The 12835-nt window shown below is 71.7% G+C and carries 14 protein-coding genes; 6 read left to right on the top strand and 8 right to left on the bottom strand.

The window, feature by feature from the left end; all coding sequences use genetic code 11:
* Positions 1 to 10: 10 nt before the first annotated feature.
* Positions 11 to 1198 carry a glutathionylspermidine synthase family protein gene (locus SAVERM_RS17700; RefSeq protein ID WP_010984852.1) on the bottom strand — a complete coding sequence of 396 codons (1188 nt, stop codon included), beginning with the start codon at positions 1196 to 1198 and terminating at the stop codon, positions 11 to 13.
* A 30-nt stretch (positions 1199 to 1228) separates the two neighbouring features.
* On the bottom strand, positions 1229 to 1591 hold the full coding sequence (locus SAVERM_RS17705) for a hypothetical protein (RefSeq protein WP_010984853.1): 363 nt from the start codon (positions 1589 to 1591) through the stop codon (positions 1229 to 1231).
* 117 nt (positions 1592 to 1708) lie between these two features.
* Here SAVERM_RS17705 and SAVERM_RS17710 point away from each other — a divergent pair, with 117 nt between their 5' ends.
* Complete coding sequence (locus SAVERM_RS17710) at positions 1709 to 2533, top strand: DMT family protein (RefSeq protein WP_010984854.1); 825 nt, start codon at positions 1709 to 1711, stop codon at positions 2531 to 2533.
* Positions 2534 to 2574: 41 nt separating this feature from the next.
* On the opposite strand, the gene SAVERM_RS17715 is transcribed toward SAVERM_RS17710, so the two are convergent.
* Positions 2575 to 2994, bottom strand: coding sequence for an ATP-binding protein (locus SAVERM_RS17715; protein WP_010984855.1), 420 nt, complete (start codon positions 2992 to 2994; stop codon positions 2575 to 2577).
* 193 nt (positions 2995 to 3187) lie between these two features.
* Between SAVERM_RS17715 and SAVERM_RS17720 the strand changes: the two genes are divergently transcribed.
* Positions 3188 to 4039, top strand: coding sequence for a helix-turn-helix domain-containing protein (locus SAVERM_RS17720; protein ID WP_010984856.1), 852 nt, complete (start codon positions 3188 to 3190; stop codon positions 4037 to 4039).
* 9 nt (positions 4040 to 4048) lie between these two features.
* Positions 4049 to 4249 carry a DUF397 domain-containing protein gene (locus tag SAVERM_RS17725; RefSeq protein ID WP_010984857.1) on the top strand — a complete coding sequence of 67 codons (201 nt, stop codon included), beginning with the start codon at positions 4049 to 4051 and terminating at the stop codon, positions 4247 to 4249.
* 40 nt (positions 4250 to 4289) lie between these two features.
* Here the strand turns inward: SAVERM_RS17725 and pdxR are convergent, their stop codons facing one another.
* Positions 4290 to 5726 (bottom strand): MocR-like pyridoxine biosynthesis transcription factor PdxR, encoded by a 1437-nt coding sequence (gene pdxR / locus SAVERM_RS17730; protein WP_010984858.1) that lies wholly within the window; start codon positions 5724 to 5726, stop codon positions 4290 to 4292.
* 47 nt (positions 5727 to 5773) lie between these two features.
* Here pdxR and SAVERM_RS17735 point away from each other — a divergent pair, with 47 nt between their 5' ends.
* Genes SAVERM_RS17735 through SAVERM_RS17740 form a run of 3 tightly spaced genes read left to right on the top strand, consistent with a single transcriptional unit; the run spans position 5774 to position 7133 of the window.
* Entirely contained in the window at positions 5774 to 6295 is a 522-nt protein-coding gene (locus tag SAVERM_RS17735) for a carboxymuconolactone decarboxylase family protein (RefSeq protein ID WP_010984859.1), read from the top strand.
* Entirely contained in the window at positions 6292 to 6423 is a 132-nt protein-coding gene (locus SAVERM_RS45340) for a hypothetical protein (protein WP_255222018.1), read from the top strand. The genes SAVERM_RS17735 and SAVERM_RS45340 overlap by 4 nt, the downstream gene beginning before the upstream one ends.
* On the top strand, positions 6417 to 7133 hold the full coding sequence (locus SAVERM_RS17740; RefSeq protein ID WP_010984860.1) for an isocitrate lyase/PEP mutase family protein: 717 nt from the start codon (positions 6417 to 6419) through the stop codon (positions 7131 to 7133). The genes SAVERM_RS45340 and SAVERM_RS17740 overlap by 7 nt, the downstream gene beginning before the upstream one ends.
* A 46-nt stretch (positions 7134 to 7179) precedes the next feature.
* Here SAVERM_RS17740 and SAVERM_RS17745 read toward each other — a convergent pair whose 3' ends face one another.
* From SAVERM_RS17745 to SAVERM_RS17760, 4 genes are read right to left on the bottom strand one after another with little or no spacing between them, the layout of a single operon-like run.
* Positions 7180 to 8154: an ABC transporter substrate-binding protein gene (locus tag SAVERM_RS17745; RefSeq protein ID WP_010984861.1), complete on the bottom strand. Its 975-nt coding sequence runs from the start codon at positions 8152 to 8154 to the stop codon at positions 7180 to 7182.
* 1 nt (position 8155) lies between these two features.
* Entirely contained in the window at positions 8156 to 10099 is a 1944-nt protein-coding gene (locus tag SAVERM_RS17750; RefSeq protein WP_010984862.1) for an ABC transporter permease, read from the bottom strand.
* Positions 10099 to 11265, bottom strand: a complete 1167-nt coding sequence (locus SAVERM_RS17755) for a quaternary amine ABC transporter ATP-binding protein (RefSeq protein ID WP_202497446.1) — start codon at positions 11263 to 11265, stop codon at positions 10099 to 10101. The genes SAVERM_RS17750 and SAVERM_RS17755 overlap by 1 nt, the downstream gene beginning before the upstream one ends.
* Entirely contained in the window at positions 11265 to 12815 is a 1551-nt protein-coding gene (locus SAVERM_RS17760) for a GMC family oxidoreductase (RefSeq protein ID WP_010984864.1), read from the bottom strand. Before SAVERM_RS17760 ends, SAVERM_RS17755 begins: the two co-directional genes overlap by 1 nt.
* Positions 12816 to 12835: the final 20 nt, after the last annotated feature.

Raw genomic sequence — 12835 nt, forward strand, 5'->3', positions numbered from 1 at the left:
GTGACAGGCCCTAGAGGATCACATGGGGCAGGAAGCGGGCGTACTCGTCCGTGATCAGCCCGGACGACTCGCGGATGCCGAGGCCCGCCGACTCGTCCTCGACGACCCAGGCGCCGAGGACGACGTGGTTGCCGTCGAAGGCGGGCAGGGGTGCCAGCTCCTGGTAGCAGCAGGGCTCTTCCTCGCGTACGACGGGGGCGGCGCCCGGTGCGTGGACCGTCACCCCCGCGCCCTCCCGGCCGAGGAGCGGCTTGGCGACGTAGCCGTTGGCGGTCGCCAGGTCGCGTGGGCCGTCGAGGTAGGCGGGGAGCAGGTTCGGGTGTCCGGGGTACAGCTCCCAGAGGATCGCCAGCAGGGCCTTGTTGCTGAGCAGCATCTTCCAGGCGGGTTCGATCCACAGGGTGGAGCCCGTGCCGCCGCCGTTGTCGAGGGTGTCCAGGACATGGCCGGCGAAGCGGTCGCCGGTGAGCCACTCCCAGGGGTACAGCTTGAAGCAGCTGCGGATGAAGTGGAGCTGGTTGTCGACGAAGCGGCCGGAGAGCGGGTCCCAGCCGATCTCCTCCATGGAGATCCAGTCGGTGTCGAGGCCGGCCTGCTCCGCGGTCTCCTTGAGATAGGCGACGGTCATCAGGTCCTCGCCGAGTTCGTCGGCGGCGGAGTGCGCGAAGTAGAGCGGGCTGCCCGGCGGGAGGAGGGCGGCCTGCTTCTTCCAGGCGTCGACGAGCCGTTCGTGGAGGGAGTTCCACTGGTCGGCGCCGGGGAAACGGTCCTCCATCCAGAACCACTGGGGGCCGGCGGCCTCGACGAGCGAGGTCGGGGTGTCGGCGTTGTACTCGAGGAGCTTGGCGGGGCCCGTGCCGTCGTAGCGGAGGTCGAACCGGCCGTAGACGGACGGGAGTTCGGCGCGCCGGTGCCAGGCCTCGGCGACGAGCGCGGCGAGGCGCGGGTCGGCGATGCCGAGGTCGGCGAAGCGATTCTGCTCGACGATGTGCGCGGCCGCCGCCAGGCACATGCGGTGCAGTTCCTCGACGGTCTCCTCCAGCGCCTCCACCTCGGGCAGCGAGAAGACGTAGTACGCGCTCTCGTCCCAGTAGGGGCGCAGGGAGTCGTCGGGGTAGCGGGTGAGCGGGTAGATGAGGCCCTGCGCCTCGACGGTCTGCTGCCAGCCGGGGCGGGGGTCGATGGTGCGGCGTTCCATGGCGTACGAGTCCGATCGCTCCGTGACCGCTCAGCCGCCGGAGCCGCCCTTGCCGCTGCCGAAGCCGCCGCGGTCGACGCCGCCACCGCCGCTCGAACCGCCCGAACCCTTGGAGGGCTTGGTGAAGCTGCCGGAGTCGATGCGGCTCTTGCTCCTGTCGCCGCCGTAGTACCAGGTGTAGCCCGAGGAGACCTTGCCGCTGCCGGAGCTGCCCGTCTTGCAGTTCTTGTCGGCGACGACCTTGTAGCCGCCCTTGCCGAGGTTGTAGCTGTCGCGGTCGACGCAGCGCTTGTCGGGTTCGTCCGACGAGCAGGCGGTGAGCGCCGCCGCGAGGAGTCCCATGCCGCCGAGCACGACCGTGCCCGAGCGCAGTTGCCGTCGTGAGTTCGCCATGTTCGTACTCCCCCGTTCGTAGGATCAATCAGGCGATCACATTAGAGAGCGCCGCTCTGCCGTATGCACCGGCCCCCCGTGATCCCCTTCCCCTACAGTCACTTTGTGCTCTTTGGAATGATGTGCGCGCTCGGCGCGGCGGTCTGCTTCGGTACGGCGACGGTGTTGCAGGCGATCGCCACCCGGGAGGCCGCCACCACGGGGCCCGGCGGGGACGCGGCTCTGTTGCTGCGGGCGCTGCGGCAGTGGCGGTATCTGGCGGGCCTGGCGCTGGACGGGCTGGGCTTCCTGCTCCAGATCGCGGCACTGCGGTCGATTCCGATCTACGCGGTCGGCGCGGCCCTGGCGGCGAGCCTCGCGGTGACGGCGGTGGTCGCCGCACGGCTGTTGCATGTGCGGTTGAGCGGGGTCGAGTGGGCCGCGGTGGGGGTGGTGTGCGCGGGCCTCGGCATGCTCGGGCTGGCGTCCGGGGCGGAGGGCGACCGGGCCGGGTCGACGGCGCTGAAGTACGCGACGCTCGCGACGGCGGTGGCGGTGCTGCTGCTCGGGCTGGTGGGCGGGCGGATGTCCGGGCGGGGGCGGGCGTTGGTCCTCGGCCTCGGGGCCGGATTCGGGTTCGGGGTCGTAGCGGTGTCCGTACGCCTGATCGACGACCTCGCGCCCGCCACTTTGCTGACCAATCCGGCGACGTACGCACTGCTCATCGGCGGAGGCGCCGCATTCATCCTGCTGACCTCGGCGCTGCAACGCGGCTCGGTGACGACGGCCACGGCCGGCCTGGTCATCGGCGAGACCGTCGGACCGGCCCTGGTGGGGGTCATCTGGCTGGGTGACCGTACACGGGAGGGCCTGTCCTGGCTGGCCGTGCTGGGCTTCGTGGTGGCGGTCGCGGGGGCGTTGGCGCTGACACGGTTCGGGGAGGCGCCGGTGGAGGAGGGGTGACGGGGCGACGCGACTGAGCCCGCTTCCAGGGGCGCGGGGAGCTACGCGGCCCCCAGTTCGCACCAGACCAGCTTGCCCCGATGCCCGAGCCGGGACAGCGGCTGCCAGCCCCATACGTCGGAGCACGCCCGCACGAGGGCGAACCCGCGTCCGCTCTCGGCATCGGTCAACTCCTCCAACCGGCCGGGCGGCTCGGGCGGCTCGGGGTCGGCGTCCCAGGCACCGATCTGCAGGAGGCCGTCCCGGTAACGGACGCGGAGACAGGCCGGGCCCTTGGTGTGCAGTACGGCGTTGGAGACCAGCTCCGAGGCGAGGAGTTCGGCGGTGTCGGCGAGGTGGGTGAGGTGGTGGAGGGTGAGGACCAGACGGAGGGTGCGGCGGCAGACCGTGACGGCGCGGAGGTCCTGGGGGATGTAGAGGGAGTACTCCCAGGAGTCGGCGGCGGAGTCGGTTTCGGGCATGCGTCAGCTCCAAGTGGGGTGGGATTACGGGCGGTGGCAATGCCGCAGCCGTCACGGCAGGACGGAGCGGTGCGCTTCCGCAGCGTGTGCGTCTCATCACTGACAGTAGGTCTGAAAGTTATGACGGTGCAAGTCGTTCGCGTAATCTGACGCCCGAACGAGGCACCCATGCCGGCAAGTTGAGGAGCTGTACATGGCGACGCGGCGACACCCCACGGCACGGCAGGCGCGCCTGGGCTCCGAGCTGCGCAAACTCCGGGACGCCGCTGGGCTGAAGGCGACCGCGGCCGCGACCCTGCTGGGCGTGAGCTCGGTCCAGATGAGTCAGATCGAGTCCGGCATCGCAGGAGTCAGCGAGGAACGCATCCGCCGCCTCGCGGCCAACTACGCATGTTCCGACAGCGCGTTGATCGATGCCTTGGTCGTCATGGCCACGGACCGGACCCGTGGCTGGTGGGAGGAGTACCGAGGTGTCCTTCCGGCCGCCTACCTGGACCTCTCCGAACTCGACCACCACGCGACGTTCCGCCACGATGTGGCGGTCATCCATGTGCCTGGGCTCTTCCAGACGGAGGACTATGCCCGTGCGCTCTTCTCCTATATGAACCCGGAGTTCCCGGAGAGCGAGGTGGAACACCGGGTACACCACCGGATGAAGCGGAGGGTCGTCATCGAGGGTCCCACGCCCATTCCGTACGAGGCCGTGATCCACGAAGCAGCACTCCGCATCAAGGTGGCCGGCCGACCCGCTTCGTGTGCCCAACTCACCCGGGTTGCGGAGCTGTCCGAGGAAGAGCACATCAGCGTGCGGGTCATCCCGTTCGGCCTGGACGACTTCGCCGGTGCCGGAAGCGCCATGGTGTACGTGGGTGGCGCGGTACCGCGCCTGGACACTGTCGTACGCGACGCTCCGCACGGCACGGCCTTCGTCGATTCGGAAGCCCAACTGGACCACTTTCGGACGCTCTTCCGTAGGGTGAAGGGGGAATCACTGGACCCCGGTCAGTCACGTGACCTCATCCACAAGCTCATCAAGGAACTGTGAGGAAGAGCCATGGCCACCCGCCTCAAGTGGCAGAAGTCGTCCTTCTCCGGCGGCGGTGAAGGCAACGACTGCCTCGAACTCGCATCCACCCCCACCACCCTCCACCTCCGCGAGAGCGACACCCCCACCACGGTCCTCACCACCACCCCCACCACCCTCGCCCACCTCCTGGCAGGCATACGCGCCCACGCCGTTCCCGGCCAGGCGTGACCAAAGGCTGGGCGCCGGTGCCCACCCGGCCTCACTGAGGTCAGCCGGTACTGTCGAAAGGCAATGCCGCGCACAAGGCGTCCAGCGCCCCCGACCACCCGTGGTCCGGTGGTGTCCCGTAGCCCACCACCAGCGCGTCGGACCGCTCGGCGGTCGACTCCGGGTGGCGGTAGCGGTCGAGGCCGTGCACCGCGAGCCCCTGCCAGGCCGCCGCCCTCAGCGTCGACTGCTCGGTGCCCGGCGGCAGGCGCAGCACCACGTGCAGGCCCGCCGCGATGCCCGTCGCCCGGCCCCCGGGGGCCTGTTCGGCGAGCCGCGCCACCAGGGCGTCCCTGCGCCGCCGGTAACGCAGCCGGGACGCGCGAATATGGCGGTCGTAGGCGCCCGACGCGATGAACTCCGCCAGGGTGAGCTGGTCCAGCACCCCGCACGACCAGTCCACCCCACCCTTCGCCGCGACCACCTCCGGGGCGAGCGCCGGCGGCAGCACCAGCCAGCCCAGCCGCAGGCCCGGCGCCAGGGACTTGCTGGCCGTGCCCATATGGACGACGTGGTCGGGGTCGAGCCCCTGGAGGGCGCCGACCGGCTGGCGGTCGTAGCGGAACTCCCCGTCGTAGTCGTCCTCCAGGATCAGACCGTCGTCGCGCCGCGCCCAGTCCACCACCCGCGCCCGCCGGTCGGGGTGCAGCGGTACGCCCATCGGGAACTGGTGCGCGGGCGTCATCAGCACCGCCCGTACGCCTCCCAGCGCACCCCCACCCTGCGCACCGGCCGCCAACTCCTCCGTACGCGTGCCCAGTTCGTCGAATCCGAGCGGCACCGTGCGCAGCCCGGCCGCCTCCAGCAGCCGCCAGTGGGCGTCGAGCCCGTACGACTCCACGGCCAGCGAGGTCAGTCCCCGCCCGCGCAGCACCTGGCCGAGCAGCATCAGGCCGTGCAGGAAGCCGGAGCAGATGACGATGTGCTCCGGGTCCGTGCGGACGCCCCGGGCGCGGGCCAGATAGCCGGCCAGGGCGGTGCGCAGTTCCACCCGGCCGCGCGGGTCGCCGTAGTGGAGGGCCTCGTGCGGGGCGACGGTCAGCGCGCGACGGGAGGCCTTCAGCCAGGCGGCGCGGGGGAAGGAGGACAGGTCGGGGGTGCCGGGGACCAGGTCGTACACCGGGCGGGCGCGGGTCGGGCGGCCGGGGGCCGAGGCGGCGGTGGGCGTCGGCACCGGGCGCCGTGCGACGCTCGTGCCCGAGCCCTGGCGGGCGGTGAGCCAACCCTCCGCCACCAGGTCCGCGTACGCCTCCGCGACCGTGTTGCGGGCGATGCCGAGGTCGGCGGCGAGCGACCGTGATGAGGGCAGCCGGGTGCCGGGGGCGAGGCGCCCGCCGCGGACCGCCTCGCGGAGGGCTTCCGTCAGACCTCTGCGGATGCCGGGTCCGGTCGGCTCGACGTGGAGATCGACCCCGAAAGTGGCCCAAGATTTCGCCATGTAAATGGACCATACTCCTGGGCTGCTTCGCTCATAGGGTCGAGAGCATGACGACGAACGACACCACCACCGCCACGACCACCCCCACCGCCGAGTACGCCCCCGAGCACAGCCCCCGCCTGAACTGGGCCAAGCTCGCCCCCGATGTGTACAAGGCCATGATCCGGCTCGACACGGCGGCTCAGCGGGGCCTCGACCCGAAGCTGCGCGAGCTGGTGAAGATCCGCGCCTCGCAGCTCAACCACTGCGCGTTCTGCCTCGACATGCACACCAAGGACGCGCTGGCGGCGGGCGAGAGCGTCGAGCGGGTCGTGCAGCTCAGCGCGTGGGACGAGTCGCGGCACTTCTACACGGAGAAGGAGCTCGCGGCCCTCGAGCTGACCGAGGCGGTCACGGTGCTCACGGACGGCTTCGTGCCGGACGAGGTGTACGAGAGGGCCGCCAAGCACTTCGAGGAGGCGGAGCTGGCCCAGCTGATCGCCGCGATCACGGTGATCAACGCGTGGAACCGGTTCGGGGTGACCTGCCGGCTGGTGCCGGGCCACTACCAGGCCGGGCAGCACAAGTGACGGTGCGCACACGGCAGCTCGAACTGGCCCGCAAGGACGGCGAGTCGGAGAACCGCATCCAGCTGCTCAACGGCTGGAACCGGCTGATGGTCAGCCGTCGGATTCCCCCGGGGGGCTACACATGGTGAGCGGCGTCGATCTCTTCCGCGCCCTGCACCGCGGCCGCGTGCCCGGCGATCCGCTGGTGCTGCCCGGTCCGTGGGACGCGGCGAGCGCACGGGTGTTCGCCGAGGCGGGGTTCCCCGCGCTCGCCACACCGAGCGCGGGAGTCGCCGCCTCGCTCGGCTACGAGGACGGGGCGACGCCCGCCGACGAGATGTTCGCGGCGGTGGCGCGGATCGCACGGGCCGTCGACGTGCCGGTGTCCGCGGACATCGAGGACGGGTACGGGCTCGCGCCCCGGGAACTGGTGGAGCGGCTCCTGGAGGCGGGTGTCGTCGGCTGCAATCTGGAGGACTCCCACAGGGGAGTGCTCCAGGACCCCGCCCGGCACGCCGACCGGCTCGCCGAGGTGCGCGCCGCCGCGGGCGACCGGCTCTTCGTGAACGCCCGCGTCGACACCTTCGTGCGCGGGGTCACGGATCCCGCACGGGCCATCCAGCGGGCCGCGTCGTACGTCGCCGCGGGCGCCGACTGCGTCTATCCGATCGGCGCCCCGACGGACGTACTGCCCCTGCTGCGGTCGGGCATCCAGGGGCCGGTCAACCTGCTCGCCCGGCCCGGGGGCCCCTCGCTCACCGCACTCGGTGAACTCGGCGCCACCCGGATCACGTTCGGCCCGGGCCTCCAGCTGCGGGCGACGGAAGCACTGCGCGAGATCGCCGCCGAGCTGGCGTAGGGCGGCCCGGCGGATCAGGCCGGACCGGCCCCGGGCGAGGCAGGGGCTACGACAGCCACGCCTTCCACGTCGAAGCGTGGCCGTCCACCCACTTCTTCGCCGCCTCCTCGGGCGTCAGCTTCTGGTCGGCGATCATCAGGGCGACCTCGTTCTGGTCCTCGGTCGTCCACTTGAACTTCTTCAGGAACCGCGCCGCCTTGCCGCCGCTCTTCGCGAAATCGGCGTTCAGGTACTTCTGGAGGGGCGTGTGCGGATAGGCGCACGCGACCTTCTTCGCGTCGGCGTCGCAGCCCTCCTTGTACGCGGGCAGCTTCACCTCCGTCATCGGGACCTTCTTGAACAGCCACTGCGGCGCGTACCAGTACGTCAGGAAGGGCTTCTTCTCCTTGGCGAACTGCCGCATCTGGGTGATCTGCGCCGCCTCCGAACCCGCGAACACGACCTGGTAGTTCAGCTTCAGGTTGTTCACCAGCGCCTTGTCGTTGGTGACGTAGGACGGGGAGCCGTCCAGGAGCTGGCCCTTGCCGCCGCTCTCCGCGGTGCGGAGCTGGGAGGCGTACTTGTTCAGGTTCCTCCAGTCGGTGACGTCCGGGTGCTGCTCGGCGAAGTACGTCGGGACGTACCAGCCGATGTGCCCGGTCACCCCGAGCCCGCCGGCGGGCGCGATCGTCTTCTTGTCCTGGACGTACCGCTTCTCCTGCTCGGGGTGACCCCAGTCCTCCAGCAACGCGTCGACCCGGCCCTGGCTGAGCGCGTCCCAGGCGGGCACTTCGTCGACCTGGACGGTGTCGACGCGGTAGCCGAGCTTGTGTTGCAGCAGGTACTGCGCCACGGCGACGTTCGACTGTGCGCCCACCCAGGACTGCACGGACAGCGTCACCGTCTTGGCGCCCTGCGCGCCCGCGAAGGGCGAGGCCTGCTTGGTCATGTCGGCGGCGCCGCAGCCGGTCGCGAGCAGCAGCACGGCAAGACCCGCCGTCATCGTCGTCATCCTCGTACGCCGAGTCATGTGACGCGTCATGTCACGCTCCCTTCTTCGCGCGGCGCCCGGTCGGCTGGGTCACCCGGTCGAGCATCAGGCCGAGGCAGACGATCGCCGCGCCGGCCACCAGACCGGTCGCCAGGTCGCCCTGGGCCAGGCCGAACACGACGTCGTAGCCGAGCGCGCCGCCGCCTACCAGACCGCCGATGATGACGACGGCGAGGACCAGGACGACGCCCTGGTTGACGGCGAGCAGCAGGGCCGGGCGGGCCAGCGGGAGCTGGACCTGGCGCAGCTGCTGCCCACCGGTGGCACCCAGCGAGCGGGCGGACTCCAGCGCGGCCGGGTCGACCGCGCGCAGCCCCTGGGTCGTGATGCGGACCACGGCGGGCAGCGCGTAGACCACCGCCGCGGCGACCGCGGGCGCCCGGCCGACACCGAACAGCGCCACCACCGGGATCAGGTACACGAACTGCGGCATCGTCTGGAAGACGTCCAGGACCGGGCGCAGCAGCCGTTCGACGCGGTCGCTGCGCGCGGCGGCGACGCCCGTCGCGAAGCCCAGGACGAGGGTGACGGCCACGGCCGCCAGCACCTGCGCGAGGGTGTCGAGGGACGGCTTCCAGACGCCCAGCACGCCGATCGCGGCCATCGCGAGGACGGCGGTGAGCGCGGTGCGCCAGGTGCCGATCAGCCAGGCGAGGGCGGCGACGATGAGCAGCACCGACCACCAGGGCAGCCACTGGAGGCCGTCGCGGAGCGGGTCCAGGACCCAGGTGGTGAAGTGGCCCGCCCAGTCGGCGGTGCCGCCGAGGTAGGGGACGCCGGAGTAGAGGTGGTCGGTCATCCAGTCGACGACCCGGTTCACCGGCGCGGCGATGTGCACGGTCCAGGCGTCGGGCCAGTCCAGGCGGTGCGTGAACCGGCCGGCGAGCGCGACGGCCACGGCCGCGGCGGCCGCGTAGGCCCACCCGGCGCGGCGGGAGCCGTCGGCGCCGGGCCCCTCCCCCGCCGCACCGGTCACCCGGTCCAGGACGACCGCGAGCAGCACGATCGGGATGCCCGCGGCGAGGGCGGCGCCCACGTCCACGGAGGCGAGCGCCTGGTAGACGCGGTCACCGAGGCCGCCGGCGCCGATCACGGAGGCGATGACCGCCATGGACAGCGCCATCATGATCGTCTGGTTGAGGCCGAGGAGCAGTTCCTTGCGGGCCAGCGGCAGACGGGCGGTGAGCAGGCGCTGGCGGGCCGTGGCGCCGAGGGATTCGACGGCCTCCAGCACACCGCCGTCGGCGTCGCGCAGGCCGAGCGCGGTGAGCCGGGCCATGGGCGGGGCCGCGTAGACGACGGTGGCGAGGACCGCCGCGGGGACGCCGATGCCGAAGACGAGGACGACCGGGAGCAGATACGCGAAGGCGGGCAGCACCTGCATGGTGTCCAGGATCGGCCGCAGGGCGCGGTGGGTGCGGTCGGAGAGCCCGGCGGCGAGGCCGAGGAGCGCGCCGAGCACGACGGACGCGAGGACCGCGACCACCATGAGGGCGAGCGTCTGCATGGTGGGCACCCACATGCCGAGCAGACCGCAGACGAGGAAGGCGACGGCGGTGCCGGCCGCCAGCCGGACTCCGGCCACCCGCCAGGCGACGAGCGCGGCGGCGGCCGTCACACCGGCCCAGCCTGCCGCGAGCAGCACGAGGTAGACGCCGCGCACGGCGAGGACGACGGCGTTGCTGACGTAGCCGAAGAAGTACAGGAACAGCGGGTGGCTGTCCCGGTTGTCGATGATCCAGTCGCTGGCCCTGCCGAGCGGCTCGGTGAGGTCGACGGTCAGCGCGTGCGGCCAGGTCCCGCTCGCCCAGCGGGCGTCGGCGAGCGGGACGAGGACGGCCGCGGCCAGCGCGAGGAGCGCGAGTTTCCGGACGGCGCGGCGCCTGAGGAAGGCGGGGACGCCGACGTGGGAGGCGGCAGCGGTGGCTGTGGCCATCAGGCGACCTCCTCGCCGGTGACGTCACCCGGCGCCGCCTCTGCCGCGCCGGCGCCCGCGTTGCCGAAGTCCCGGCTCGGCTCGAACGGGGGAACCGCTGTCACCGCGGGGGCGGGGCCGCTGGCACCGACGCCGGCGACCACGTCGAGCAGCGCCTCGGAGTCGACCACCCCGACGCACCGCCCGGAGTCCACGACCCGCGCCGGGCTGCCCGCCCGCGCGACCGCCTCGATCGCCTCGGACACCGTCGCGTCCGGGGCGACGGCCGGGCCGCTTCCCGCCTCCTCGGCGGAGGCGGCGCGCATCGCCGTGCGGACCGTCATCACCTGCTCGCGCGGCACGTCCCGGACGAACTCGCGTACGTAGTCGTCGGCGGGCGAGCCGACGATCTCCTCGGGCGTGCCGAGCTGGACGACGCGGCCGTCGCGCATCAGGGCGATGCGGTCGCCCAGGCGGAGCGCCTCGTTCAGGTCGTGGGTGATGAAGACCATGGTGCGGCCCTCCTCGCGGTGCAGCCGGACGACCTCCTCCTGCATGTCGCGCCGGATCAGCGGGTCCAGCGCGCTGAACGGCTCGTCGAAGAGGAGGACCTCGGGGTCGACGGCGAGCGCCCGGGCCAGGCCCACGCGCTGCTGCTGACCGCCGGACAGCTGGCCGGGCTTGCGCTGCTCCATGCCTTCCAGGCCGACCTTGGCGACGACCTCGGCGGCCCGCTCGCGGCGTTCCGCCTTGCCGAGGCCCTGGATCTCCAGGCCGTACGCCACGTTGTCGAGGACCGTGCGGTGCGGCAACAGGCCGAAGTGCTGGAAGACCATGGACGCGCGGTGGCGGCGCAGTTCGCGCAGCCGGGTCCTGTCCATGGCGCGTACGTCCTCGCCGTCGATGGCGATGGTGCCCGCGGTCGGCTCGATCAGCCGGGTCAGACAGCGCACGAGCGTGGACTTGCCGGAGCCGGACAGGCCCATGACGACGAAGACCTCGCCCTTGTGCACGTCGAACGAGACGTCGCGGACGGCGGCCGTGCAGCCGGTGCGCTCGCTCAGCTCGGCGGCGCTCAGCGCGGCGAGTTCGGGGTCGGCGGGGACGCGTTCGGCCTTCGGGCCGAAGACCTTCCACAGGCCGTCCACGGAGAAGACGGGGCGCGTGTTCTGCGGCGGCGTACTCATCACGCGTCACCCCGCAGCAGGTCGGCGCACTTCTCCCCGACCATGAGTACCCCGATCATCGGGTTCACGGCGGGCATCGTGGGGAAGACGGACGCGTCGGCGATGCGGATGCCGTCGAGGCCGCGGATGCGCAACTTGGGGTCGACGACGGCGTGTTCGTCGGAGGTGGCGCCCATGCGGCAGGTGCCCGCCGGGTGGTACACGGTGTGCGCGACCTGCCGGGCGTATGCGCTCAGCTCCTCGTCGTCCGTGATCTCCGGACCTGGACAGACCTCGCGCTTGAGCCAGCGGGCGAGTGGTTCGGTTTTCGCGATCTCGCGGGCGATCTTGATGCCGTCGACGAGGGTACGGCCGTCGTAGTCGTCCTCGTCGGTGAAGTACCGGAAGTCGAGGGCGGGCTTGACGGACGGGTCCGCGCTGGTCAGGTACACCCGGCCGCGGCTCTTCGGCTTGGGGATGTTCGGGGTCATCGACACGCCGTGCTCGGGGCGTTCGTAGCCGAGGCGCTCGGGGTTGTCCGTGAAGGGGATCTGGTAGAAGTGGAACATCAGGTCGGGGCCCGCGTGTTCGGGGTCGCGGCGCACGAACAGGCCCGCGTCCGAGTCCATCGCGGAGTTCTCCGGGATCGGCCCGTCGGTCTCCCAGACGATCACCGACTCGGGGTGGTCGAGCAGGTTCTCGCCGACGCCGGGCAGATCGTGCGCGACCGGTATGCCGAGCTTCTCCAGGTCCTCCTTCGGGCCGATGCCCGAGTGCATCAGCAGCCGCGGCGAGTCGACCGCGCCCGCGCACAGCAGGACCTCGGTCCGGGCCCGTACGAGGATCTCCTCGCCGTCCTTGGTGCGCACGTGCACGCCGGTCGCCCGGGTGCCCGCCAGCTCCAGCCGGTACGCCCAGGTCTCCAGGAGGAGGTGGAGGTTCGGGCGGTCCAGGAAGGGGTGGAGGTAGGCGACCGACGCGGAGGACCGCTTGTTGTTCTCCGGGTGGTAGGCGAGGTCGAAGAAGCCGGTGCCGTCGGTGAACGGTTTCTTGTTGAAGCCCTCGACGCGGGGGACGCCGAGCGCGGCCTGGGCGGCGTCGACGAAGTCGCGGGCGATCGCGTTCCGGTCCTTCTCGTCGACGGGGACGATGTTGTTGCGCAGCCGGGCGTAGTACGCCTCCATCGGCACCGCGCCCCAGCCCTCGGCGCCCGCCGCCTCCCACTCGTCCCAGTCGGACGGCAGCGGCTTGAAGGCGATCAGCGTGTTGTGCGAGGAGCAGCCGCCCAGCACGCGGGCGCGGCTGTGCCGGATGTGCGAGTTGCCGCGCGGCTGCTCGGTGGTCGGGTAGTCGTAGTCCAGTTCCCCGCCGAGCAGGCCCATCCAGCGGCGCAGGGTCAGCACGTCGTCGCGGCCGACGTCGCTGGGGCCGCCCTCGATGACGGCGACGGTGACGTCCGGATCCTCGGTCAGGCGGGACGCGATGACGGAGCCCGCAGTGCCGCCACCGATGACGACGTAGTCGTACTCGCGGGAGTTCTCATGGGAGTTCTCATAGGAGTTCTCGTGCATGGGGTGGTGCTCCTGGGTTA

The sequence above is a fragment of the Streptomyces avermitilis MA-4680 = NBRC 14893 genome, from assembly GCF_000009765.2.
Classification (GTDB): domain Bacteria; phylum Actinomycetota; class Actinomycetes; order Streptomycetales; family Streptomycetaceae; genus Streptomyces; species Streptomyces avermitilis.